This window comes from Actinocatenispora thailandica, from assembly GCF_016865425.1.
Lineage (GTDB): Bacteria > Actinomycetota > Actinomycetes > Mycobacteriales > Micromonosporaceae > Actinocatenispora > Actinocatenispora thailandica.
Map to the genome: position 1 here is coordinate 1 of NZ_AP023355.1, position 23,715 is coordinate 23,715.

Genomic DNA, 23,715 nt, shown 5'->3' on the forward strand with positions numbered 1-23,715 from the left:
CGCGGAGGTCCGCACGCTCTTCGCCAGCCACGGCACCGACGACGAGCCCAGCGGTACCGCGATCATCCAGGAGACGACCAGCACCGCGATGATCGACACGGCGGCGCCGCCGAGGTCGTCGACCACCTGCACCCCGCGGCTCAGGATCGAGCGGCGGATCCGGGTACCGAGCATCGCGGCGAGCGCCTGCAGCAGCACGGCGAGGATCAGTACGGTGGCGAGCGAGACGACGACCCGCATCGCCGGGGTGTGGAAGTGGTCGGCGGTGATCGGGGTCAGCTGCAGGCCGATCAGCGCGCCGCCGATGAAGCCGACGAACGACAGGATGCCGACCACGAAGCCCTGCCGGTAGCCGTTGATGGCGAACAGGATCGCCAACACCACGACCACGATGTCGACGACGCTGCCGTACACCCTGGGTCCCCCTCGCCTTGGCGTCCCGGTCGTGGGGTGCCGGGCCGACCAGGTGCCGGCCGGGCGAGATCCGCTAGGAGACCTCGATGACCCCGGTCATGTGCTGCCTCGTGTGATAGGTGCACACGAAGTCATACCGTCCGGCCGACGAAAGATCCACCTCGACCTCGCCCGGCTTGCCCTTTTTTACCATTCCGGTGGTGGCGTGCAGTTTCGTGACTTCCAGATCGTGCGGGGTCGCACCCGTCGTGACCAGCCTGATCTCCAACTTCCCCGGATGCGCCTTGATCACGTTCGGGGTGAACTGCATGTTCTCGTCACCCTTGACCGTGATGTGCTGGACGCCGCCCGAGCCGGCGGTCGCCGTACCGACCCGGTCGCCGGCCGACGAGCCGCCGTGCACGCCGCTGCCGTGCGCCCCCGCGAACCCGCATCCGCCGGCCGTGAGCACCGCACCGAGCAGCGCCACCGGGATCACCATCTTCCGCATCAGCCCAGCCTAGAAGCCGGGTCGGGGCGCCCCGACGCGGGTCGGAGCCGGTCGCTGCGACCGGGGCCCGGGTCAGAAGCCCGGCGGCAGCGGCTCGACGCGGGCGGTGTCCCACGGCCGGGACCAGCCGCCGAGGTCGAGCAACCGGGACAGCACGCCGCCGGTGAACCCCCACACCAGCATCCCGTCCAGCCGGAACGCGGCACCCACGTACCCGCTCGGATGGCGCACCCGCAGCCGGTTGGTCGGATCGGCCAGCCCGGCCAGCGGCAACCGCGCCACCCGGGCCACCTCGCCCGGGTCGAGTTCGGCGAACCCGTGCGGCGACCGCCACCAGGCCAGCACCGGGGTGACCCGGAAGTCCGAGACGTTCAGGTACAGCTCCGGCATGGTGCCGACCACCTGCACGGTGTCGGGCCGGACGCCGACCTCCTCGGCGGCCTCCCGCAGCGCGGTACCGGCGGGGCCGCCGTCGGCCGGTTCGGCGCCACCGCCCGGGAACGCGCACTGGCCGGGGTGGTGCCGCAGCGTGCTGGCGCGTTGCAGGATCACCACGTCCGGCCCGGCCGGGCCGTCCGCGAGCAGGATCAGCACCGCGCTGCGCCGGGCGGACGAGACCGGCGAGCCGAACGTCTCCGGCCGCAGCGCCCCGACCCGGGTCAGCAGCGGCTGCCACCAGCCCGGCAGCTCCGTCGCGGGGTCGCCCGCCACCGCGCTCATCGCCGCCGCCGGCCGGTCGGGCCGATCCTGCTGCCCCGGGCGATCATCCCAGCTCCTTGCGGACCAGCGCGGCGAGCGAGCCGGCGGTCAGCGCGGTCGAGTTGTACGTGTAGGCCAGGGTGCCGTCGGCGCGCAGCAGCAGGGTCAGCGGCAACGCGGACCGGTGCACGCCGGCGAGCAGCCGCTGCTTCGGGTCGTACAGGGTGGGCAGCCGGACGCCCGCGGCCTGCGCGAACGACAGCCCGGCGTCGGTGGTGTCCCGGGTGTCCACGGTGAGCACCACGACCTCGGGGTGCTTCTTCGCGTACGCCTGGATCTGCGGCAGCTCCTGCCGGCACGGCGGGCACCAGGACGCCCACACGTTGATCACCGTCGGCTTGCCGTACGCCCGGTCCAGCCGCATCGAGCGGCCGTCGTGCGCGCAGGTCAGCGTCACCGCCGGTGGCTTCGGCGTGCCGGTGGCCGGGCCGCGCGGGGTCGGGCAGGCGGTGAACCAGCCGGCCGCCGAACCGCTGGCGGACGACTGCTTCGCCGGCTGCCCGCCGGACCCGCTCCGGTCGTTGCCGCCGCACGCCGCCAACGCCGCGAGCAGCACGAACACCGCACCCGACAGCAGCAGGCCGCGCCCGGCGCCGCCGGGCACCGCGGACGTCCACCGGCGTACGGGTCGCCGGCCGGTCGGTCGACCAGCGGTCACGGTGCCGGGACGCCGGCGGCGGCGGCGAGCTCGGCGACCCGCGGGCCCTTCAGCAGCTTCCCGGCCGCCACCGGGTCGGTCGGCCCGGCGCCGTACGACGGGCAGAGCTTGGCCAACGTGCACGCGCCGCAGGCCGGCTTGCGGGCGTGGCAGACCCGCCGGCCGTGGAAGATCACCCGGTGCGACAGCATCGTCCAGTCGCGCTTCTCGAACAGGTCGCCGACCGCGAACTCGATCTTGACCGGGTCGGTCTCGGCGGTCCACCGCCAGCGGCCGACCAGCCGGGCGAAGTGCGTGTCGACGGTGATGCCGGGAACGTCGAACGCGTTGCCGAGGATCACGTTCGCGGTCTTGCGGCCCATCCCGGGCAGCGCCACCAGGTCGGTCAGCCGGCCCGGCACCTCGCCGTCGTACTTCTCCACCAGCGCGGCACCGAGCTTGATCAGCGAGGTCGTCTTGTTCCGGTAGAAACCGGTCGGCCGGATCAGCTCCTCCAGCTCGGCCCGGTCGGCGCCGGCGTAGTCGGCCGCCGTCGGGTAGCGCGCGAACAGCTTCGGCGTGACCTCGTTGATCTTCTTGTCGGTCGACTGCGCGGACAGGATGGTGGCCACCGCGAGCTGCAGCGGGTTGGTGAAGTCGAGCTCGCAGTGCGCGTCCGGGTGCGTCTCGGCGAGGATGCGCCCCATTCGCCGGGCTCGCCGCTTCAGTGACAGCGGGCTCTCCGCGTCGGCCGCCGGGTCGGCCTTCGTCTCTCGGGTCACCCGCCGAGCCTACGTCGAGGCACCGACAGCACCGCCGGGTCGGGTGCCGGCAGTGCGCCGGGCCGGGTACCGCCATGCCGGCCGGGCGCCGGCCCGGGGACCGCCGTGCCGGCCGGGCGCCGGGCGCCGGGCCGGCACCACCGGGCCGGGCCGACGGCGCCGCCGAAGCGGGATGCCAGTCGTGGAGATCACCGGGCACGGAGCGTGAAGGTGGCGCGGGCCCCTTCCCTGCCCGTACGGGCCGACAGTAGCGTCGCCGTGTGTCCTCACCTGTCACCCTCGCCGTCGTCGGCGCCGGAAGCCGCGGCAACGCGTACGCCCGCTGGGCGCTGGAGCACCCCGACCGGGCCCGCGTGGTCGCGGTGGCCGAGCCCCGCGACGCGCGCCGCGAACGGTTCGCCGCCGAACACCAGATCCCGGCCGAGCATGCCTACCCCGACTGGCAGTCCCTGGCCCGCCGGCTCGCCGCCGACCCGTCGCTCGTCGATGCCGTCCTGGTCTGCACCCAGGACCGGATGCACACCGAGCCGGTACTCGAATTCCTGAAGCACGGCCGGCACGTGCTGGTGGAGAAGCCGCTCGCGCCGACCGAGACGGAGTGCCGGCAGCTGGTCGGCGCCGCCGAGGCGGCCGGCGTGCTGTTCGCGGTCGGCCACGTGATGCGCTACACGCCCTACACCCAGGCGGTGAAGCGGGTCGTCGACGACGGGCTGCTCGGTGAGGTGATGAGTGTGCAGCACCTGGAGCCGGTCGGGTACTGGCACCAGGCCCACTCGTACGTCCGGGGCAACTGGCGGCGTGCCGACGAGTCGACGTTCATGCTGCTGGCCAAGTCCTGCCACGACATCGACTGGCTGCAGTACGTGCTGGGCGAGGCGCCGACGCGGGTGTCCAGCTTCGGCCGGCTGTCGCACTTCACCCCGGAGCACAAGCCGGCCGGGGCCGCCGACCGGTGCCTGGACTGCGCGGTCGAGCCGGACTGCCCGTTCTCGGCGAAGCGGTTCTACTTCGACCGGCTCGTGCAGGGCGACCGGGGTTGGCCGATCGACGTGCTGGTCGACGAGTTCACCGCCGACGCGCTCGGCGACGCGCTGCGGCACGGCCCGTACGGCCGGTGCGTGTACGACAGCGACAACGACGTGGTGGACCACCAGGTGGTGAACATGGAGTACCCGTCGGGTGCGACCGCGGTGTTCACCATGACCGGGTTCAGCGCGCACGGTCACCGGCAGACCAAGCTGTTCGGTACCCGGGGCGAGCTGACCGGCGACGGCGAGAAGCTCGACGTGTACGACTTCCTCACCGACACGCATCGCGTCATCGACACCACCACGATCGGGGACGCCAGCGCGGCCGGCGGGCACGGCGGCGGGGACGCCGGCCTGATGGACGCGTTCGTCTCGGCGCTGGAGACCGGGGACGCGTCGCGGATCGCGTCCGGCCCGCGTGACTCGTTGACCAGCCATCTGACCGTGTTCGCGGCGGAGCGGGCGCGGCTGCGCGGCAGCGTCGAGCCGGTGTCGCCGCCGCTGGAACTCATCGTCGGCTGACGTCCGGCGCGATCTTCGCGCCAGCCCGGGACAGCTGCCACCAGCGCCGTGCCCGCTTCCGATCGAAGCGGCCACGGCGCTGGTGCGTTTCGTGCTGCGTGCATCCCGGGTCGCGCACCGTGGGCCGCGGCGGCCGTCCGGCGCGGGTGGCGGAGCGCTCGCCGAAGTGGCGCTGGGAAGGGTCTTGCTCGCCGGTTTCGGCGATGTTAACTTTGCGTGATCCAAACGGATTCTCGTGTTAGAAGTCTCAAGAACGCTGGTCGTCAGGGGTACGTCTCGGCTGCGGTCAGCGTCCCCGGGGCCGGTCGTCTCGGCTCTGGCGGCCGGACCTGAGAGCGACGGAGGGCTCGGATGTCAGCGGTCGACGCCCCGGCCGGTGCCCGTTCCGGCGACACGGCCGGTGCCGGCGACCGGCCGCCCCCGCCCCGCCGGCGGCGGCCCCGGCACCTCCGCGAGTACCTGCTGTTCCTCGCGTTCATCGTGCCGAACTTCTTCTTCGTCATCGTGTTCGCCTACTGGCCGGTCCTCTACAACGCGTACCTGAGCCTGACCAGCTGGAACATGTTGGCGCCGGTGAAGGAGTTCGTCGGGCTGGCCAACTACACCGACCTGCTGACCGACGGCGACTTCCTGGACACGCTGCGGATCACCGTGGTCTTCGTGCTCGGGATCGTGCTCGGCAGCATGGTGCTGGGCCTGGCGATCGCGGTCCTGCTCAACGAGCGGCTGGTCGGTCGCGGCTTCGTCCGGACCATGGCGTTCGCGCCGCACATCCTGTCCGGCGCGGCGATCGGCACCATCTGGCTGTTCATCTTCGACCCGAACTACGGCCTGCTGCGGCCGATCTTCGGGGTGGCCGGACTCGCCTCGCCGAACTGGATGACCAGCTCCACGTGGGCGCTGCCCGGTCTGATCATCGTCTACCTGTGGAAGAACATGGGGTTCATCGCCACCGTGTACCTCGCCGGCCTGCAGAACGTGCCGCGCGAGCTGTACGAGGCGGCGGCGATCGACGGATCCGGCCCGTGGCACACGTTCCGGAAGATCACCTTCCCGATGCTGTCGCCGGTCACGTTCTTCCTGGTGATCACCACGACGATCGGCACCTTCCAGGCCTTCGACATCATCGCCCTGATGACCGGCGGCGGGCCGGGCAACTCGACCACGATCCTGAGCTGGTTCATCTACCAGCAGGCGTTCAAGGCGTTCGACGCCGGCCACGCGGCAGCCGCCGCGATGCTGATGTTCGTCGTCCTGATCATCATCACCGCGCTGCAGGCCCGGTTCCTCGAACGGAAGGTGCACTACCGGTGACGACCTCCACTGTGGACAGTCCGGCGCGGCGGCCCAGCCGCGGCGGCCGGGTGGTCCGGTACGTGCTGCTCGTGGTGCTGGCCTGCGTGGTGCTGGGGCCGATCTACTGGCTCGTCACCTCGGCGCTCAAACCGACCGCGGACATCTACACCTACCCGCCCACCTGGCTGCCGAACCCGCTGCACCTGCGCTGGGCGAACTTCGCGGACGCCTGGCACGCGGCGCCGTTCGGCCGGTTCTTCCTCAACTCGCTGATCGTCACCGCGATCGGCACCGCCGGCGAGATGCTGTGCGCCACGCTCTGCGCGTACGCCTTCGCGTTCCTGCGGTTCCCGTTCAAGAAGGTGCTGTTCGGGATCCTGCTCGGCGCGATGATGGTGCCCGGCCACGTGACGCTGCTGCCGAACTACCTGACCATCTCCGACCTCGGCTGGATCAACACCTACCAGGGTCTGATCTTCCCCGGCCTGGGGTCGGTGTTCGCCACGTTCCTGTTGCGGCAGCACATGCTGACGCTGCCGGGGGAGGTGCTGGACGCGGCGAAGGTCGACGGTGCCGGCCACCTGCGCACCATGTTCCGGGTGGTACTGCCGCTGTCCAGGCCGATGCTGATCACCGCCGGCGTGATCACCCTGGTGGCCAAGTGGAACGACTTCATCTGGCCGCTGATCGTCACCAACTCGACCAACATGCGCACCGTCCCCATCGGACTGTTGTTCCTCAAGACCCAGGAGGGCTACAACAACTGGGGAGCGATCATGGCCGCCACCGTCCTGGTCATCGTGCCCGTGCTGGTCGTCTTCTTCTTCGCGCAGCGACAGATCGTCGCCGGCCTCACCCAGGGCGCCACCAAGGGCTGAGCGCCACCATCCACATTGGACTCCCACCATCGACGTGGGTACGGAAACGGAGAACACCATGGTTGCTCCTGCCCGGCTGAGCCGACGCACGCTGCTGGCCGCGTCCGGCGGTGCGGCACTCGCCCTGACCGCCGCCGGTTGCGGTGGTGGTAGCGGCGGCAACGGCTTCGCCCAGGCGTCCGGCGACAAGGTCCCGGACGAGTACGCCAAGCGCACCCGCGTGGTGGTCTGGCACGCGTACTCCGGGAACCCCGGTACCGCGCTGGCCGAGCTGGCGAAGCGGTTCAACGAGTCGCAGTCCGACGTGTACGTGGAGGCCCAGTTCCAGGGCAGCTACGACGAGACGGCGCAGAAGGTGACCGCCGCGGTGCAGGCCAGGAAGATCCCCGACCTGGTCACCTTCTCCGAGGTCAACTGGCACAACTTCTACCTCAACGACCTGCTGGAGCCGCTGGACGGCTACTTCGGGTCGGGGCTGAAGCGCTCCGCCTACAACCAGAAGCTGCTGTCCGAGGGCGTGCTCAAGGACAAGCTGTGGTGGCTGCCGCTGGCCCGCTCGACGCCGATCTTCTACTACAACAAGACGCTGTTCCACAAGGCGGGCCTGCCCGACCGCGGGCCCGCCAGCTGGGACGAGTGGTACGGCTGGGCCAAGCAGATCAAGGGCCTGAAGGTCAAGGGCAAGCAGGTCAAGATGGAGGCGTACCAGAAGATCGACGGGGACTGGCAGTTCCAGGGGTCGGTCTGGCAGTGGGGCGGCGCGTACTCCAACGGTCTGAACGTCGCGATCGACCAGGATCCCGCCGTCGCCGCCGGCGAGTGGCAGCGCAAGCTGATCTTCCAGGACAAGCTGGCCTACATGGCCGACAGCCCCAGCGTCGACTTCCAGAACCAGCTGATCGCCACCCTGGTCACCTCCACCGGCGGGCTGCAGAGCATGACGGAGGCGGCGAAGCAGGGCAAGTGGGAGGTCGGCACCGCGTTCGTACCCAAGAAGGAGCAGCAGGTCGTGCCGACCGGCGGCGGCGGCTTCGGGATGCTCGCGTACTCGCCGAAGGACCGCAAGCAGGCGGCGTGGAAGTTCGTCGAGTTCTGCGGCAAGCCGGCGAACTCGGCCTACTGGACGCTGACCACCGGCTACCTGCCGGTGATCGACGCCGCCGTCGACGAGCCCGACCTGAAGAAGCGGCTGGCCGACGACCCGAACTTCTCCACCGCCGTCAAGCAGCTCGACATCGTCCGCAAGGAGGACGAGGTGCGGCTGATGGTGCCGAACGCCAACATCCTCATCTACACCGGGCTGCAGAAGATCTGGACCAACAACACGCCGGCCAAGCAGGTCTTCGCCGACGTGGCGGGCCAGCTCAAGAAGGCCACCGACAAGGTACGCAAGAACATCGAGAAGCACGTCTGATGTTCCACTGTGGACGGTACGGCGCGACGGCCGTCGCCGGTCGTCGCGCCGGCGCCGGCAGGTCGAGCGAGGAAGAGGGCGGCAAGCATGTCTGACCGGATCCGGATCATCGGCCACCGCGGCGCGCTCGGCCTGGAGCCGGAGAACACGCTGCGCTCCTTCCGCCGGGCCCAGCAGGCCGGCGCCGACGAGGTGGAACTCGACATCCGGCTCTCCGCCGACGGCCGGCTCGTCGTCGTGCACGACGCCACGGTCGACCGCACCACCGACGGCACCGGCCCCGTCGCCGACCTCACCCTCGCCCAGCTACGGTCGCTGGACGCCGGCGACGGCGAACGCATACCCACCTACGCCGAGGTGCTCGCGGCGATCGACCTCCCGGTACAGACCGAGATCAAGGCGATCGAGGCGGTACCCGCGTTCGCCGCGCTGGTGCGCGAGCAGGACCTCACCGGCCGCGTGTACGCCGCCTCACACCACGCCGAGATCCTCGCCGCGGTGCGCGCCGCGGTACCGGAGGTGCCACGGGCGCTGATCCTGCCGTCCTCGCCGGCCGACGCGGTCGAGCAGGCCCGCGCCGTCGACGCCCGCTGGCTCGCCCTCGGCATCCGCAACCTCACCGCGGACCTCGTGGACGCGGTGCACGACGCCGGCATCGCCATCGACGCCTGGCCGGTGCCGGACCCGGCGACCCTGGACCGGGCCCGCGCCCTCGGCGTCGCCGCCGTCACCACCGACAACCCGCACCTGCTCGCCTGACGGCCGGCGCGGGAGGCGCCGGCCCGGCCGCGCGGAGATGTTCTCAGGCGGCGACCCGAGGCTGCCAGTACGCCTGGAGCCGGGACAGGTCGGTGCCGGGCGGGAGTTCCACCCGGTCCGGGAGGGCGCGGCGCCCGGCGAACACCTCGTGCAGGCAGTGTTCGTCGTACGTCTCGCACACCGGCAGATCGGCCCGCACCCCCGGGTCGACGTCGCCGCCCAGCACCCGCCCCTGCCGGTCCCGGAACACCAGGACGACGCCCTGGTTGCGCTCGTCGAGCCGGTGATCGAGGTGCAGCTGGTAGCCGATCCGCGCGGTCGGCAGGTACCCGTCGGTCCCCTTCTCCCGCTCGATCACCCGCAGGTGTCGGATCGTGGCGCGGGTGTGCAGCGGTGCGTCGAGCATCGCGTACCGCGTGCCGGCAGCGGCGATCTGGTCCAGCGGGATCCACCCGGCGTCGAGGACCCGCACGCTGATCCCGGTCACCGAGTCGAGCCAGCTGCGGTCCGGGTCGTCCGCGCCGACGAAGCTTCCGGCGACGGCCGTCTCGGCGCCCGGCGCGAGGGTCTGCACCCGCTCGACGTTCGTGCCCGACCCGGCGAGGTCCGCGGACGCCGGTGGCGCCGGGCGGAGCCGGACCCGCACGGAGACGCCGTAGGCGCCGTCCGGGCAGGGATTGCGGAGGATCACGGCGTACCGGAGTTGGCCCTTCCGCCGGTCCACCGACCAGCCCTGGCCGGTGACCTCGACCTGGCAGATCGGGCCCGGGCTGGGCAACGATGCGAGGTTCTGCCGGGTCGCGGTGGGTGGGATCGTCGGATCGTTCCACCGGTACGCGCCGACCACCGACACCGCCACCAACGCCAGCACCGCGACGCCGGCCAGGCCGAGCAACAGCCACCGCCGCCGGCTGCTGCTCGGGGTCGGACCGGCCGGCGGGTTCACCGGCCCGGCCGCAGCCGCGTGACCCGGCTCGCTCGGGCCGCCCGGCTCGGGCGGGATCGGCCCGCCGGCCCCGGCCGGGGACGCTCCGCCGGGCTCGGGTCCGTCCGGCCCGGCCGGGGATGTGGCGGCGGGCTCGGGTCCGTCCGGCCCGGCCGGGGGCACTCCGCCGGGCTCGGTTCCCTCCGGCCCGGCCGGGTCGGGGGAGTCGGGGGTGGTCACGAGCCAGCTCCGGTGCGAGAGCGCAGCGCGGTGAGGGTGGCCCGGGTGATCGCGGCGGCGGCCCACCGGTGCCGGGCCTGCGTCATTCGCTGTCCGCTCAGCTTGACGTACACCTCCAGCAGCAGGTTCGAGTCGCGCACGCCGACGAGGAAACCGGTCCCGGGCCGTAGTGCGGCGGGGCCGGTGACCCTTGCCGTGCAGAAGGCGGTCGGCGCACCGAGCCCGATGGCGTCGGTGAACGTGACCGGTTCGTCCCATCGCGGCGTCGGCAGCGGCGTGTCGCCGGTATCGCCGCGGAGGTCGCCGCGCCGGCTCTGCAGGTACGCCCGCGCCGACTGGCGCGCCGACGGATACACCGCGAACGCGACCCGGACCAGGCTGAAGGCCTCGCCGGGCCGGGCGTCCAGGTGGTACCCGGTGACGCAGTAGCCGACCCGCAGTCCGGTCGCGGCGCCGGTCCCGTCGTCGTGCGTCGTGGCCGATCGGGAGCGGCTGGTCGCGAACGGGTCGGCGGTGCGCGGCGGCGACCCGTCGACCAGGTCGCACGGCCGGCCCACCGGGTGGTACCGCCCGGTGCCGGTCCAGTGCACGACGCCGATCGCGACCGCGACGATCAGGATCGCGGCGGCCGAGCCGAGCCACCACCGCCCGCGGCGGGACCGGATGGGTGACGGGGCGGGAGCGGACATTTCGATGGTCTCCGGCTGGGCGCGGTGTCGGCAACGCAGCAGAGTGTCTCAGTCGTCCGCAACTGTGCTGCTCTGCGCCGGATGCTGGGCGACCCGGCGCGGTCGGGCCACGTGCCGCGCCGCTCGGCGCGGGTCAGGCCGCGCCGCCGGGGCCGGTCCGGCCGCCCGGGGCCGGTCAGGCCGCGCGGCGGTGGTTCACCGAGCGGAGGCCGCGGCCCGGGGCCGCCGGCGGCACCAGCGGGGTGGGCCGGTCGGGGCCGGCCGGGCGGTGCGGCCCGGCACCGGTCGTGTCGCCCGGCTGGGCGGTCGGGCCGCGGGTGCCGGAAGTGGCGGCCCGGCGAACCAGGAGCATCAGGGTGAAGCCGAGCAGCAGCAGGCCGTGCTCGGAGACGCGCATCGCGGTCACGGTGCCGGCGGCCAGGTCACGGACGCAGAAGGCGGTCAGTACCACCAGGAACCCACCGACCACCGGAATCAGTCCGGCGGCGGCGCGGGCCCGCCAGGCCACCGATGCCATGCCCAGGCCCAGTGCCAGGTTCCACGCCGTACTCTCGTCGAACAGGTGGGTGCTCAGGTCGTGCCCGGCGGCGGGCATCATGCCGGCGTGCCAGCCGAGCAGCTGGGCCAGCCCCAGCGCCAGCTGGGCGGCGGCCACCACGGCGAGTGCGATCCGCCAGCGCCGGCGGGAGCCGCCGCCGGGCGGCCACGCGGCGGTCAGGACCCGGTCGGTCAGGTCCGGCCCGGACACCGCCGGGCGCACCCGCAGCCGGCGGCTCAGCCGGGTCGCCTGCTCGTACCATGACCGGCACGCCGCGCAGCCGGCCAGGTGCTGGTCGGGCGACCCGGCCGGTGCCGGCTCGGCCTCGCCGTCCAGCCGTGCCGACAGCGCCGTACGACACTGCTCACACTCCATGCTCCTGACAGTCGTCGGCGGTGGCCGTGGAGTTCCCGGCGCCCCGCGGGCGTGGGCCGGCGGCCACCCCCGTACCATGTTCTACGTTTCGTCGAACTGCTGCCCGGGGCGGCGACAGTCCGGCCCGACCGGTCGCGGAGGGAGCGACGTGGCACACCCGGCGCGCGACGATGCGCAGCTCACCGCGTGGGCGCTGGCCGCCGGCGCCGGTGACCGGCAGGCCGCGGACGCGTTCATCCGGGCCACCCAGCGAGACGTCTGGCAGCTCGTCGCGCACCTCACCGACCCGCAGCGCGCCGACGACCTCGCCCAGGAGACCTACCTGCGTGCCTTCGGCGCCCTGGGCCGTTTCGCCGGCCGGTCCACCGCCCGCACCTGGCTGCTGGCGATCGCGCGGCACGTGGTCACCGACCACATCCGCTCCCGGTACCGCCGGCCCCGCACGGTCGACGCCGACTGGGTCCGCGCCGCGGAACACCAGCAGCTGCGCGCGTACCACGACGCGGCCGGGTTCGTCGAGCTGGTGGAGACCGTTCAGCTGCTCGCGGGGCTCGACCCGGACCGGCGCGAGGCGCTGGTGCTGACCCAGATCCTCGGCCTGGACTACGCGGAGGCGGCGGCCGTCTGCGGCTGCCCGGTCGGGACGATCCGGTCCCGGGTCGCCCGGGCCCGCGCCGACCTGATCGCCGCCCGGGCCGACCAGCCGGCCACCACGTCGCACACCGGCTGACCGGCCCCGCACCTCTTTCGGCCGCGAGGACGAGAGCCGGCTGTCCCGGTCGGTCCGAACCGTCCGGTGCCGCCGACCGCGCACGCCGTCGATCCGCAGCGCCCGGCCGGCGCAGCCACCAGCGCCCGGAGGGTCAGGACAACAGCTCGTGGGCACGCTGGGCGGCGCGGCTGGCGAGCGCGGTCAGCGCCGGGAGGTCGACACCAGCGACGGCGGGCAGCGGTACCGGGGTGCCCGGCTCGGCCGGCGGCGGCAGCGGCGCCGGCGGCGGGACCGGCGTGCGGGCGTAGGCCTCGGTCGCCGGTACGGTCTCCGCCGCGGGTGGTGCCGGTCCGTCGGTGCCGGACGCGGCCCCGCGCCGATCGCGCAGCGCCGCGAGGACCGCGGTACGGTGCCGGCCGCGCAGCAGCAGCAGCGCGAACGGATCGGTGTCGAGCAGGTCGGCGAGCACGTAGCAGAGCGCGGCGGCGTGCTTGCACGGTACGGCCCGGTCCGGGCAGTCGCAGGACACGGTCAGCTCGCGCGGCCCCGGCAGCAGCGACAATCCGGCCGCCGCGACGTCGTCCACGATGGACGGTGGCAGCTCGCCGTCCAGCAGCGCGGCGGTGTGCGCGAGCTGGCCACCGATCGCGTCCAGCACCCGGGCCCACCCGGCGTCGTCGAACGTCGCCACCCGAACCTCCACCCGGTACGCCGTGGGCCGGCTGCCGCGCACCCGGGCCGAGGCCGCACCGGCGGTCACCACCGCATCGCGCACCGCGCCGGACCGGGCGTACGTGCGGCCCCGCGGCAACCGGTTCGGGTCGATCAGTGCCTGCTGCTGCAACGCATCCAGCCAGGCGCGGGACCACCACGTCGCGCCGAACCGGCGGCGCGCGGCGGGCGGCACGTCGCCGAGCACGATCCGCTCGCCCGGAGTGTCACCGCCGGCCGGGCCCGCCCGGCGGCCCCGGGCCTCGGGGTCACCCGCTGCCCCGGGTTCCCGGGCCTCGGGGTCACCCGCCGTCGCGTTGCGGTACCGCGTCACGCCAGCGCCACCAGGTCGGCGAGCTCGTCGTCGGACAGCTCGGTCAGCCAGGTCTCGCCGGTACCGACGACCGCGTCGGCCAGCGCCCGCTTGTCCGCGATCAGCTTCGCCACCCTGTCCTCGACGGTGTGCTCGGTGACGAGCCGGTGCACCTGCACCGGCCGGTCCTGCCCGATCCGGTACGCGCGGTCGGTCGCCTGGTCCTCCACCGCCGGGTTCCACCACCGGTCGACGTGGATGACGTGGCTGGCCCGCGTGAGGTTGAGCCCGGTGCCGGCGGCCTTGAGCGACAGCAGGAACACCGGTGCCGCGCCCTCGTCGAACCGGCGCACCCGCTCCTCTCGTTGCCGCACCCCGACCCCGCCGTGCACCAGCAGGGTGTCCACACCCCGGTCGGCCAGGTGCCGCTCCAGCAGCCGGCACATCTGCACGTACTGGCTGAACACCAGCACCGAGTCGCCCTCCGCGAGGATGACGTCGAGCAGCTCGTCCAGCGCGGCCAGCTTGCCGGAACGGCCGGCGAGCGGACCCGGCTCCCCGAGGTACTGCGCGGGATGGTTGCAGATCTGCTTCAGCGCGGTCAGCAGCTTCAGCACCAGCCCGCGCCGGGCGACGCCCTCGGCGGCCTCGATCTCGGCCATCGTGTCGCGCACCACCGCCTCGTACAGCGTGGTCTGCTCGGCGGTCAGCGGCACCAGCTCGTCGGTCTCGGTCTTCGGCGGCAGCTCCGGCGCGATGCCGGGGTCGATCTTGCGCCGGCGCAGCAGGAACGGCCGGGTCAGCGCGGCGAGGCGGCGGGTGGCGTCGGCGTCGGCGTACCGCTCGACCGGGATCGCGATCCGCCGCCGGAAGTCCGCCAGCGGCCCGAGCAACCCCGGCGTGGTCCAGTCCACGATGGACCACAGGTCGGTGAGCCGGTTCTCCACCGGGGTACCGGTCAGCGCGATCCGGGCCGCCGCCGGCACCGCCCGGAGCGCCTTCGCGGTACGAGACAGCGGATTCTTGGCCGCCTGCGCCTCGTCGGCGACGACCAACCCCCACCGCACCCCGGCGAGCGTGGCGGTGTCGGCGCGCAGCACGCCGTAGCTGGCGAGCACGATCTCGTCGCCGGCGAGCGCGCCGAGATCCCGGCTGGCTCCGTGGAACCGGCGCACCGGGACGCCGGGCGCGAACCGGTGCACCTCGCGCTCCCAGTTGCCCAGCAGCGAGGCCGGGCAGCAGACCAGCGTCGGTCCGCGGTGCAGGGTACGGCGGTGCAGGTGCAGCGCGATGATCTGCACCGTCTTGCCCAGCCCCATGTCGTCGGCGAGGCAGCCGCCGAGGCCGGCACCGGTCATCGCGGCGAGCCAGCCGAGCCCCCGCCGCTGGTACGGCCGCAGCGTCGCGTCCAGGCCGTCCGGCGGCGGGACCTCCGAAGCAGCGCCGGCCAGCCGGTCGACCAGCTCGGCCAGCGGCCGGTCCGGCGTGAACGGCACGTCACCGTCCGCTGTGGACAGCGTGCCGGTGAGGGCGGCGGCGAGTGCCTGAGCGCCGTCGAGCCGGGACCGTCGCCGCCGCAGCCGGGCGACCAGCGACCGGTCCACCCGTACCCACCGGCCCCGCAGCCGGACCAGCGGCCGCTTCGCCTCGGCCAGCGCGGTCAGCTCCTGCTGGGTCAGCGCGGTCCCGTCCAGGGTGGCCTGCCACTGGAAGTCGAGCAGCTCGTCGAGGCCGAACGCGGCCGGGCCGGTCGCCGCCGGCCGTTTCGTGGTCGCCGCCAGCCGCGGCGAGTGGTCGGTCAGCTCGGCCGGCCACAGCACGTCGGCCCCGGCGGCGCCGAGCGCCTCCGCCGCCTCGAACAGCCCGTCCACCTCCTCGTCCGCAAGCGGCAGCACGCTGGGTGCGTGTTCGGCGAGGGCGGCCGACAGCGGCGGCCAGGTTCGGGCCGCGCGGCGCAGCGCCAGCAGGACGTCGGTCTCCGCGTCGGCGCCGAACCGGTCCAGCACCTCGGTCGGCGCCGACCACAGCTGGGCCAGCTCCACCACCAGGCTCGGATCGCCGGCACTACGCATCGCGAGCGCCACCGAGAACCCGCCGGCCGCCTCCGCCGCATCGTCCGGCCCGGCGCCGTCGCCCGGCGGTACCGCGGTGGGCAGGCAGAGCCGCAGCACCAGCCGTACCGATCCGGCCAGCTCGGTGTCGATCGCGGCGAGCAGCCGCCGGTACGGCTCCGCCGGCAGCGGCTCGTCCCGGGCATAGCCGGCCACCGCACCGGGATCCGCCGCCGCGGTGCTCGCGGCTTCCGGCGGCCCGCCGGGGGAGGTACGGGTGAGGGCGTCGGCGAGCGCGTCCCAGCAGGCGGTGATCAGGGATCCGGGGGCGTGCAGCAGCAGCCGCCCGGTGTCCGTGGTGGTCGCCGCGTACGCCTGCACCGGCATCGCCGCCGCGCACCGGTGCAGCCAGTCGACCGCGCCCGGATCCGGCAGTAGCCGCCAGGCCGCGGTGCCGGTGGCGCTGCGACCGGGGGCCATCCGGCCGGCGGCGAGCTGGGCCAGCCCGGAGAGCACGACAGCCCGCCAGAGCCGCGCCGAGTCGGTGTCGTCGGCGCCGTCGAGCAGCCGGTGGACGGCGGCCTCGACCGCCAGGGTGTGCGCGGGCACCCGTCGTCGCCGAATCCGACCGTACGCCGATTGAGCGACAACCAGCTCCGAATTGGTGTCGGATATCCGACCATCCGAGCGCCAGAATGCGAAGGTGCCACGTCGCGCCGGATCGCCCGGTCGAAACGTCACGTGTACCGCGTGGTCACCCATGGCATTGAAGGCTACCCAAACAGGGGTGGCCGGCCTTTCGCCGAAACGACGAATCCCGGGGCAGAGCCCCGGGACATTCCATGAGGATCATGCTTCCGCGGCCGGTTCCGGCCGGCGGTCGTCAGGGCTTCGCGCCGGCGCCAGCGATCACTGAGCGTGTGTCCGGCGGTGCGAGGGTGTGGCCGTCGGGGAGGATCTCCCCGTCGTCCTCGAACAGGATGACGCCGTTGCACAGCAGGCTCCAGCCCTGCTCCGGATGAGCCGAGACGACATGCGCCGCCTCCCGGTCGAGGGCCTGTGCCGAGGGGCATTCCGGCGTATGGAGGCACATAGCTCCTCCATCTGCGGTCGTGGTGGGATGGGAGCCATCCCCGGTCGGATCAAGTCTGCTCCGCTGGTACGGAAGCTTCAAGCAAATCACCGGCCGAGGAGAATATTTCCCCTGTTCGTATCCGGAGCGTTACCAAGCCGGTCCCCGGCTCCCCGCCGTACGGCCGATGCCCCGGCGCCGACCGGCCGGTGCCCTGCGGGGCCGAAAACCCGCACACGGTGAGGGTGGTACCGGTGCGCGCGCGTGCCACTTCTGCGCGTAGCGCCCGTTCAACCATCGGATCGATCGGTAAACCCTTGTGACATTCCATGGTTCGTTTCCGGTCGTATTCTCATTCACACGCGACCCGCACCGAGCCGGTCGCAGGGGGGTGCTCGGCGTGACGAGGGAGGTCGACGCGCGGCGAACCCGGTTCACCAAGCGTTGGGCCCGGGGCATCGCCGACCGCGCGTTTGTCCCGATGTCGTCCGACGAACTGGTCGGCTACCTCGCCGACCTGTCCGATCGGATCGTCGCGCTGCACCACGCCGACACGTTCGACCCGGAGCAGGCCCGGCAGGTCGGCGCCGCACTGGTCGCCGCGGACGTCACCGACTCCGGCGCGCTCGGCCTCACCCTCACGCTGCTCACCGCCGACCCGCTCACCGCGACCGCCGGTACCCCCAAACGGCGCCGGGAGATCCGCGCCGCGCTCGCCGACGGGTTCGCCGCCGCGCTGCGCGAGCGCACCCTCGCCGAACAGGAGTCGATCCGGCTGGCCCTGGTCGACGCGCGCCGGCAGGCCGAACAGGCGCTGTCGGTCAGCCAGGCCCGGTTCCAGGCGGTGTTCAGCGAGGCGGCGATCGGCATCGCGCTGATCGACGACGAGCACCACATCGCGGACGCCAACCAGGCGCTCGCCGACCTGCTCGGCCGCGAACCCGACCAGCTCGCCGGCCACGACCTCGACGAGTACGCCCACCCGCAGGACGCCGCGGCGGTCCGCTCCGCGGTGGCCGGGCTGTTCGCCGGCGCGCCGACCCCGGTGCAGCTGGAGCGGCGGTTCTCCGGCCGGGACGGCGCGCTGGTCTGGGGTCGGATCACGCTGACCATGATCGAGGCGCCGGCCGGGCACCAGTACGCGGTCGCCATGATCGAGGACTCCACCGAGCGGCGGCTGCTGGAGGCGAGGCTGGAGTACCAGGCCTGGCACGACCCGCTGACCGGGCTGGCGAACCGGGAACTGCTGCTCAAGCGGCTGGACGAGATGCTCACCGGCAAGGAGGGCGGCACCGGCGACCCCGGCCGGAACGGCGGTACCGGGTCGGCCGGCGGCACTGGGCTGGCCGGCTCCGCCGGCGGCACTGGCTTGGCCGGCTCCGCCGGCGGTACTGGGCTGGCCGGCTCCGCCGGCGGTACTGGGCTGGCCGGCTCCGCCGGCGGCACTGGCTTGGCCGGCTCCGCCGGCGGTGTCGGGCTCTGCTACCTCGACCTGGACGGCTTCAAGGCGGTCAACGACTCGTACGGGCACGAGACCGGTGACGGGGTGCTCGTCGCGGTCGCCCAGCGGCTCGACCTGGCGCTGCGGCAGACCGGCTGCCTCGTCGCCCGGACCGGCGGGGACGAGTTCGTCATCCTCATCGACGACCCGGACTCCGAGCCGGTGCGGTGTGCCGAACGGGCCCTCGCCGCGCTGCACGATCCGCTGCGGGTCGGCGGGCACGAACTGTCGGTGTCCGCCTGCGTCGGGGTGGTAGACCGGATCGCCGACCGGTTCACCGCGGCCGACCTGATGCAGGCCGCCGACACCACCCTGTACTGGGCGAAGTCGGAGGGCACCGATCGGCTCGCGGTGTTCGACCCGGACCGGCACGCGCGGGAGGTGGCCCGCTACTCGCTCGCCGCCGCGATGCCCGCCGCCGTCGAGCACGGCGAGTTCGTGGTCGAGTACCAGCCGCTCGTGGGGTTGGCCGACGACCGGCTGCGCGGGGTGGAGGCGCTGGTCCGCTGGCGGCACCCGGAACTCGGCTGGCTGCCGCCGGACCGGTTCATCAACCTGGCCGAGGAGACCGGGGCGATCGTGCCGCTCGGCCGCTGGGTGCTGCGCTCGGCCTGCGAGCAGGCGCAGCGCTGGCAGGAGATCGCCGCCGACGACTTCTTCGTCAGCGTCAACCTCGCGGTCCGGCAGGCGCACGAGAAGCACCTGACCGACGAGGTGTCCGAGGTGCTGTCGAGTACCGGCCTGCCGGCCGACCGGCTCGTGCTGGAGCTGACCGAGAGCGCGATCATGGGGCCGGCCGCGGAGCCGCTGCGGGCCCTGCACGCGCTGACCGACATGGGTGTCCGGCTCGCCATCGACGACTTCGGTACCGGCTACTCCAACCTCGCCTACCTGCGCCGGCTGCCGGTGCACGCGCTCAAGATCGCCGGCTCGTTCGTGTCCGGGATGGCCGACGCGACCGACAACGGTGTCGGTGGGCCGGACCCGGTGGACGAACGCATCGTGGAGACGCTGGTGGAGTTGGCGCACGCGCTCGACCTCACCGTGATCGCCGAGGGCGTGGAGACCGTCGGGCAGGCCAGCCGGCTCCGCGAGTTCGGCTGCGACGTCGGGCAGGGGTGGCACTTCGCCCGCCCCGGTGCCCCGGAGGCGATCACCGCCCGGCTCGTCGCGGAACGCAACGGCCAGCGCTGACCCGACGACGCCGCCGACCCCCGGACGGGAGTGCCGAGGGTTGCCTCCGGCCCAGGGGGCCGCAGGATTCCCCGGCCCGGGACGGCCGTGGGATGCGCCGGCCCGGGACGGCCGCGGGATGCCTCCGGCTCGGGAGGGCCGCGGGATGCGCCGGTCAGCAGGGCCGCCGGTCAGCAGGGCGGCCCGCCGGGGCCACCGGACACGCTGGTCCGGCCGTGGAAAGGGTGAGGGCCGACCCCCACGTGGTGGCGGGGACGGCCCTCCTCGGTGGCTACCGAGTCGTGTGTCGCGGCGTCAGGGTCGAACCGCCCCGTACCAGGAACCGGGGTAGTCGAGCGTGGACACCTTGACGTACTCACCGGGCTGCGGTGCGTGGATCACGTAGCTCGTGCCGTCGTACCGGCCGATGTAGATGGCGACGTGCTCGCCGCCGTTGTAGAACACCAGGTCACCGGGCTGCAACTGGTCGCGGGTGACGTGCGGGAAGGCCGCGTACTGGCTGTAGGTGTACGCCCGCATGTGCACGCCGGCCGCGGCCCAGGAGGCCGAGGTCAGGCCGGAGCAGTCGAAGGTGTTCGGCCCCGCCGTCGCCCACACGTACGGGTCGCCGAGGTGGTTGATCGCGTAGCGCACGGCGACGCCGCCCGGCCCGGGGATGTACGGCATCTGCGGCAGCTGGGTCCCGGTGTTCTTCCGGGCCGCCGCCGTCTTCATCCACTGCTTCTCCATGGTGTCCATGTCGGACTTGAGCTTCTTCTTCTCCGCGGAGAGCTTCTTGGCCTGCGCCTTGTTGCTCGCGATGAGCTTGTCGTACTTCGCCTTCGAGGCGTCCAGCTTCTTCTTCGCCGACTCGTACCTCGCGACCTTGGCGTGCTGGTCGGCGGCCATCCGGTCCAGCGTCGCCATCTGGTCGAGCATGGTGGTGGGCGAGCCGTACTTCAGCATCGAGTTGAGGGCGGACAGGTTGCCGCCCCGGTAGGCGGCGGCCGCGTAGGTGCCGACCTCCTTGTACATCGCGTCGACCTTCTTCTTCAGCGGCGCGATCTGCTTGCTCAGCTCACGGGACTTCTTCTCGTTCTTCGCGAGCGCGTCCTCGTTCTGCTTCAGCTTCTCGCCGTTGGCCTCCAACTTGGACCAGGTCGAGTCCATGCCGTGTTCCAGCTGCGAGGCGGACGGGTCCGCGTGCGCGGCGGTCGGGCCGATCAGGCCGACGCCGACGGTGGCGCAGAGGGCGGCGGCGAGCAAAGCAAGCGCGCGCCGGGTTGGGCGCGCAACAGTCCCCGCTACTGACACCAGTAGCTCACTCCTTCTCCCGCAACCGCCTACCGGGTTAGCTGACGGGTTCGGGCGGGAAGAAGTGAGTTCGCCCTACCGCCGGCTCTCACCGAGAGCTGGCCGATTCACCCCGGATGGGCGCCGCGAACGGCGCCCGTTGGATCCCCGGCTCGCCGAGTGACGACTCGGCGGTGCCCGTTCGGCGCCACCGGTTTGGTGGCAGACTCCCGACCGGACCGCCCAAGAGTACGGATACCGCCGAGTGCCGTTCAACCCTGCGTGATCTGTTTGGCTTCGTCGGCCTGTCGGCGGTGGGCCGTGCTCCCGTGTGCGGACACCTTGGGTAACGAACCCGTTATCGTGCCGTTACGAGTGGCCGGCCGAGAAGCTGCCCAGGAGACCGCCACCACCAGGTAAATCACCGGCCGCTGCGGCCGGCCCGCGGTCCGCCATGTGGGAAGCGCCACAGCACTCCGGGCGATGCTGCGCTCCGCGATGGCCGTACCACCAACCGTTTGCCGATCCGCAGAATCCCGGTACGACAGGCGCCCCGGTGCGCCAGGGTGAGGGGGTGACGGCGACGCGGCGACGTGGGGCACGCGGCGGCGTCCGGGGCGAGGAGGTGGCACTCGATGCCCGCCAGCGATCTGCCGACCCGCCGGCTGGGTCGTACCGACCTGCACGTCACCCGGGTGGGCTTCGGCACCTGGGCGCTCGGCGGCGCGGGCTACGCGTACGGCTGGGGGCGGCAGGACGACGACGACTCGGTCGCGGCGATCCGGTACGCCGTCGACCACGGCGTCAACTGGATCGACACCGCACCGGTGTACGGGCTGGGCCACGCCGAGCAGGTCGTGGCCGCCGCGCTCGCCCCGTACCCCGAGGCGGACCGGCCGTACCTGTTCACCAAGTGCGGCCTGAGCTGGGACGAGACGGACCGGACCCGCCCGCCGCGCGCCGCCGGTGCGCCGAAGCACCTGCGGCGTGACCTGGAGGGTTCGCTGCGCCGGCTCGGCGTCGAGCGCATCGACCTGTACCAGCTGCACTGGCCCCGCGCGGCCGGGGTGCCGCTCGCCGAGACCTGGCAGACGCTGCTCGACCTGCGCCGCGAGGGCAAGGTCCGGGCGATCGGGCTGTGCAGCCAGCACACCGCCGGGCTGACCGCCGCCGCCGCGCTGGGCCGGCCGGACGCGGCGCAGCCGCCGTTCTCCGCGATCGACCGGGAGGCCGCCGACGGCCTGCTCGACTGGTGCGCCGCGAACGAGGTCGGGGTGCTCGCCGCCAGCCCGATGCAGTGCGGGTTGCTGACCGGCACGTTCACCCGGGAACGGGTGGCCGCGTTGCCCGCCGACGACTGGCGCCGCGGCGACGGCGACTTCATCGGCGCCGCGCTGGACCGCAACCTCGACCTGGGCCGCCGGATGGGCGACGTCGCGCACCGCCGGGGCCGTACCCTCGCCACCGTCGCGGTCGCCTGGACGCTGGCGTGGCCCGGGGTGACCGCCGCGATCGTCGGCGCCCGCCGGCCCGACCAGGTGGCGGGGTGGCTGCCGGCGGCCACCGAGACGCTGGACGCCGAGGACCTGGACGAGATCGCCGAGGCGATCGAACGGTCCGGCGCCGGTACCGGCCCGACCCGGCCACCGTTGCCGGCCGACCCGGACCCGCCGGCCGCGGCGCCCGGGACCGCGCCGGTACCGCCGGATCCGCCCGGGGCGCCGGCGACGGAACGCCCGGTGCCGGTCGAGGGCGGGGCGTACCAGGTCACCGTGGACCAGCCGCGCGGCGACCTGCTCGCCGAGCCGTCGTAACCCGTCCCGCAGCACGGCGCCGGTCGCGCGGTACGGTCGGCCGCAACGCCGGGCACGAGGGGGATGACGATGGGCGCGTTCTGGCATCCGTTCGCGGACATGGGCGACGTCGAGTCGGCGGGGGAGTTCGTGCTCTCCCGCGGCGAGGGCGTGTGGGTGTTCGACGAGAACGACCGCCGCTACCTGGACGCGACCGCCGGCCTGTGGTTCGCCAACGTCGGGCACGGCCGGCGCGAGCTGGCCGAGGCGGCGGCCGACCAGCTGCGCAGCCTCGCCGCGTACTCGTCGTTCGGCGACATCGCGGTGCGTACCACCATCGAGGCGGCCGAGCGGGTCGCCTCGCTCGCGCCGATGCCGAACGCGAAGGTCTTCTTCACCTCCGGCGGTTCGGACTCGGTCGACACCGCGGCCAAGCTCGTCCGCCGCTACTGGCACGAGCTGGGCGCGCCCGAGCGCACGGTGCTCATCTCCCGGACCAACGCGTACCACGGGATGCACGTGGCCGGTACCGCGCTCGCCGGCATCGCGGGCAACCGGGCCGACTACGGCGAGCTGATGCCCGACACCGCGGTGGTCGACCGGGACTCGGTGGACGAGCTGCGGGCCACCATCGAACGGATCGGCCCCGGCCGGGTCGCCGCGTTCTTCTGCGAGCCGGTGATCGGCGCCGGCGGCGTGTACCCGCCGGCCGAGGGCTACCTCGCCGCCGCCCGGCAGGTCTGCCGCGAGTACGGCGTGCTGTTCGTCGCCGACGAGGTGGTCACCGGGTTCGGCCGGATCGGCGGCGACTGGTTCGCGAGTACCCGGTTCCACCTGGAACCCGACCTGATCACCTGCGCGAAGGGCATCACCTCCGGTTATCTGCCGCTCGGCGCGGTGATCGCCGCCGAGCACGTCGCCGAGCCGTTCTTCCGCCCCGGCGCCGGGGTCTGGTGGCGGCACGGCTACACGTACTCGGGGCATCCGGCGGCGTGCGCGGTGGCGCTGCGCAACCTGGACCTGGTGGAGCGCGAGCAGCTGCTCAGCGAGTCGAAGCGGCTGGAGTCCACCCTGGCCAAGCAGCTCGCCCGGTTGACCGAGCACGACCTGGTCGCCGAGGTACGGGCCGGCGTCGGCGCGGTCGCCGCGGTCCAGCTGACCGAGCCGGCGCTGGCCCCGCAGCTGGTCAAGGGGCTGCGCAAGCAGGCGGTGTCGACCCGGGCCGTCGGCGCCGGCGCGATCCAGGTCTCCCCGGCCTTCGTGATGTCCGACGACGAGGTGCACCTGCTCACCGACGGCATCTGGGCCGCCCTCACCGACCTCCGCCGCTGACCCGGTGCCCGGTGGCTG

21 protein-coding genes and 1 riboswitch are annotated in these 23,715 nt (G+C 73.2%); of the genes, 9 read left to right on the forward strand and 12 right to left on the reverse strand.

Annotated features, from left to right (window positions below; all coding sequences use genetic code 11):
• The 5 genes from Athai_RS00005 to nth form a co-directional block, all read right to left on the reverse strand.
• The coding region (locus Athai_RS00005; RefSeq protein WP_203959541.1) for a CvpA family protein at positions 1-414 on the reverse strand (414 nt) is incomplete at its 3' end.
• Between the two features lie 73 nt (positions 415-487).
• Complete coding sequence (locus Athai_RS00010) at positions 488-883, reverse strand: cupredoxin domain-containing protein (RefSeq protein WP_203959542.1); 396 nt, start codon at positions 881-883, stop codon at positions 488-490.
• A 93-nt stretch (positions 884-976) separates the two neighbouring features.
• A complete protein-coding gene (locus Athai_RS00015; protein ID WP_203959543.1) occupies positions 977-1,624 on the reverse strand; it encodes an NUDIX hydrolase in 648 nt (215 codons plus the stop codon).
• Between the two features lie 43 nt (positions 1,625-1,667).
• Positions 1,668-2,267: a TlpA family protein disulfide reductase gene (locus Athai_RS00020; RefSeq protein ID WP_203959544.1), complete on the reverse strand. Its 600-nt coding sequence runs from the start codon at positions 2,265-2,267 to the stop codon at positions 1,668-1,670.
• A 50-nt stretch (positions 2,268-2,317) separates the two neighbouring features.
• Positions 2,318-3,007, reverse strand: a complete 690-nt coding sequence (nth, locus tag Athai_RS00025) for an endonuclease III (protein WP_203965226.1) — start codon at positions 3,005-3,007, stop codon at positions 2,318-2,320.
• 335 nt (positions 3,008-3,342) lie between these two features.
• Here nth and Athai_RS00030 point away from each other — a divergent pair, with 335 nt between their 5' ends.
• The 5 genes from Athai_RS00030 (at position 3,343) to Athai_RS00050 (ending at position 8,979) form a co-directional block, all read left to right on the forward strand.
• A complete protein-coding gene (locus tag Athai_RS00030) occupies positions 3,343-4,632 on the forward strand; it encodes a Gfo/Idh/MocA family protein (protein ID WP_203959545.1) in 1,290 nt (429 codons plus the stop codon).
• A gap of 351 nt (positions 4,633-4,983) precedes the next feature.
• On the forward strand, positions 4,984-5,946 hold the full coding sequence (locus Athai_RS00035; protein ID WP_203959546.1) for a carbohydrate ABC transporter permease: 963 nt from the start codon (positions 4,984-4,986) through the stop codon (positions 5,944-5,946).
• A complete protein-coding gene (locus Athai_RS00040) occupies positions 5,943-6,806 on the forward strand; it encodes a carbohydrate ABC transporter permease (RefSeq protein ID WP_203959547.1) in 864 nt (287 codons plus the stop codon). The genes Athai_RS00035 and Athai_RS00040 overlap by 4 nt, the downstream gene beginning before the upstream one ends.
• Positions 6,807-6,864: 58 nt before the next feature.
• Complete coding sequence (locus Athai_RS00045; RefSeq protein WP_203959548.1) at positions 6,865-8,220, forward strand: ABC transporter substrate-binding protein; 1,356 nt, start codon at positions 6,865-6,867, stop codon at positions 8,218-8,220.
• Positions 8,221-8,307: 87 nt separating this feature from the next.
• A complete protein-coding gene (locus tag Athai_RS00050; protein WP_203959549.1) occupies positions 8,308-8,979 on the forward strand; it encodes a glycerophosphodiester phosphodiesterase in 672 nt (223 codons plus the stop codon).
• A 43-nt stretch (positions 8,980-9,022) separates the two neighbouring features.
• Here the strand turns inward: Athai_RS00050 and Athai_RS00055 are convergent, their stop codons facing one another.
• The 3 genes from Athai_RS00055 to Athai_RS00065 form a co-directional block, all read right to left on the reverse strand.
• Entirely contained in the window at positions 9,023-9,874 is an 852-nt protein-coding gene (locus Athai_RS00055; RefSeq protein ID WP_203959550.1) for a hypothetical protein, read from the reverse strand.
• A gap of 266 nt (positions 9,875-10,140) precedes the next feature.
• The gene (locus tag Athai_RS00060; RefSeq protein ID WP_203959551.1) at positions 10,141-10,833 is read right to left on the reverse strand and encodes a hypothetical protein; all 693 of its coding nucleotides are present in this window, start codon (positions 10,831-10,833) and stop codon (positions 10,141-10,143) included.
• Between the two features lie 175 nt (positions 10,834-11,008).
• Positions 11,009-11,746: a zf-HC2 domain-containing protein gene (locus Athai_RS00065; protein ID WP_203959552.1), complete on the reverse strand. Its 738-nt coding sequence runs from the start codon at positions 11,744-11,746 to the stop codon at positions 11,009-11,011.
• 148 nt (positions 11,747-11,894) lie between these two features.
• On the opposite strand from Athai_RS00065, the gene Athai_RS00070 reads away from it, so the two are divergent.
• Positions 11,895-12,476 carry a sigma-70 family RNA polymerase sigma factor gene (locus Athai_RS00070; protein WP_239156614.1) on the forward strand — a complete coding sequence of 194 codons (582 nt, stop codon included), beginning with the start codon at positions 11,895-11,897 and terminating at the stop codon, positions 12,474-12,476.
• Between the two features lie 133 nt (positions 12,477-12,609).
• Here the strand turns inward: Athai_RS00070 and Athai_RS00075 are convergent, their stop codons facing one another.
• The 3 genes from Athai_RS00075 to Athai_RS00085 all read right to left on the reverse strand — a co-directional run bounded on the left by Athai_RS00075 (position 12,610) and on the right by Athai_RS00085 (position 16,626).
• Complete coding sequence (locus tag Athai_RS00075; RefSeq protein WP_203959554.1) at positions 12,610-13,503, reverse strand: SWIM zinc finger family protein; 894 nt, start codon at positions 13,501-13,503, stop codon at positions 12,610-12,612.
• Positions 13,500-16,142, reverse strand: a complete 2,643-nt coding sequence (locus tag Athai_RS00080; protein ID WP_275422353.1) for a DEAD/DEAH box helicase — start codon at positions 16,140-16,142, stop codon at positions 13,500-13,502. Before Athai_RS00080 ends, Athai_RS00075 begins: the two co-directional genes overlap by 4 nt.
• A gap of 274 nt (positions 16,143-16,416) precedes the next feature.
• Entirely contained in the window at positions 16,417-16,626 is a 210-nt protein-coding gene (locus Athai_RS00085; RefSeq protein WP_203959556.1) for a DUF5999 family protein, read from the reverse strand.
• A gap of 379 nt (positions 16,627-17,005) precedes the next feature.
• On the opposite strand from Athai_RS00085, the gene Athai_RS00090 reads away from it, so the two are divergent.
• Positions 17,006-19,300 (forward strand): putative bifunctional diguanylate cyclase/phosphodiesterase, encoded by a 2,295-nt coding sequence (locus Athai_RS00090; RefSeq protein WP_203959557.1) that lies wholly within the window; start codon positions 17,006-17,008, stop codon positions 19,298-19,300.
• A gap of 294 nt (positions 19,301-19,594) precedes the next feature.
• On the opposite strand, the gene Athai_RS00095 is transcribed toward Athai_RS00090, so the two are convergent.
• Positions 19,595-20,593 carry a C40 family peptidase gene (locus Athai_RS00095; protein ID WP_203959558.1) on the reverse strand — a complete coding sequence of 333 codons (999 nt, stop codon included), beginning with the start codon at positions 20,591-20,593 and terminating at the stop codon, positions 19,595-19,597.
• Between the two features lie 11 nt (positions 20,594-20,604).
• Positions 20,605-20,776: riboswitch (cyclic di-AMP (ydaO/yuaA leader) on the reverse strand.
• A 431-nt stretch (positions 20,777-21,207) separates the two neighbouring features.
• Here Athai_RS00095 and Athai_RS00100 point away from each other — a divergent pair.
• Together Athai_RS00100 and Athai_RS00105 are read left to right on the forward strand one after the other, a co-directional pair.
• Positions 21,208-22,386, forward strand: coding sequence for an aldo/keto reductase (locus tag Athai_RS00100; protein ID WP_239156615.1), 1,179 nt, complete (start codon positions 21,208-21,210; stop codon positions 22,384-22,386).
• 69 nt (positions 22,387-22,455) lie between these two features.
• Positions 22,456-23,697 (forward strand): aminotransferase family protein, encoded by a 1,242-nt coding sequence (locus Athai_RS00105; protein ID WP_203959559.1) that lies wholly within the window; start codon positions 22,456-22,458, stop codon positions 23,695-23,697.
• The last annotated feature ends 18 nt before the right edge of the window (positions 23,698-23,715 follow it).

Coding starts and splice junctions, on each gene's coding strand:
- Athai_RS00015 (WP_203959543.1), bottom strand. CDS start 1,624: ATGAGCGCGGTGGCGGGCGACCCCGCGACGGAGCTGCCGGGCTGGTGG.
- nth (WP_203965226.1), bottom strand. CDS start 3,007: ATGGGGCGCATCCTCGCCGAGACGCACCCGGACGCGCACTGCGAGCTC.
- Athai_RS00035 (WP_203959546.1), top strand. CDS start 4,984: ATGTCAGCGGTCGACGCCCCGGCCGGTGCCCGTTCCGGCGACACGGCC.
- Athai_RS00045 (WP_203959548.1), top strand. CDS start 6,865: ATGGTTGCTCCTGCCCGGCTGAGCCGACGCACGCTGCTGGCCGCGTCC.
- Athai_RS00050 (WP_203959549.1), top strand. CDS start 8,308: ATGTCTGACCGGATCCGGATCATCGGCCACCGCGGCGCGCTCGGCCTG.
- Athai_RS00060 (WP_203959551.1), bottom strand. CDS start 10,833: ATGTCCGCTCCCGCCCCGTCACCCATCCGGTCCCGCCGCGGGCGGTGG.
- Athai_RS00065 (WP_203959552.1), bottom strand. CDS start 11,746: ATGGAGTGTGAGCAGTGTCGTACGGCGCTGTCGGCACGGCTGGACGGC.
- Athai_RS00085 (WP_203959556.1), bottom strand. CDS start 16,626: ATGTGCCTCCATACGCCGGAATGCCCCTCGGCACAGGCCCTCGACCGG.
- Athai_RS00100 (WP_239156615.1), top strand. CDS start 21,208: ATGCCCGCCAGCGATCTGCCGACCCGCCGGCTGGGTCGTACCGACCTG.
- Athai_RS00105 (WP_203959559.1), top strand. CDS start 22,456: ATGGGCGCGTTCTGGCATCCGTTCGCGGACATGGGCGACGTCGAGTCG.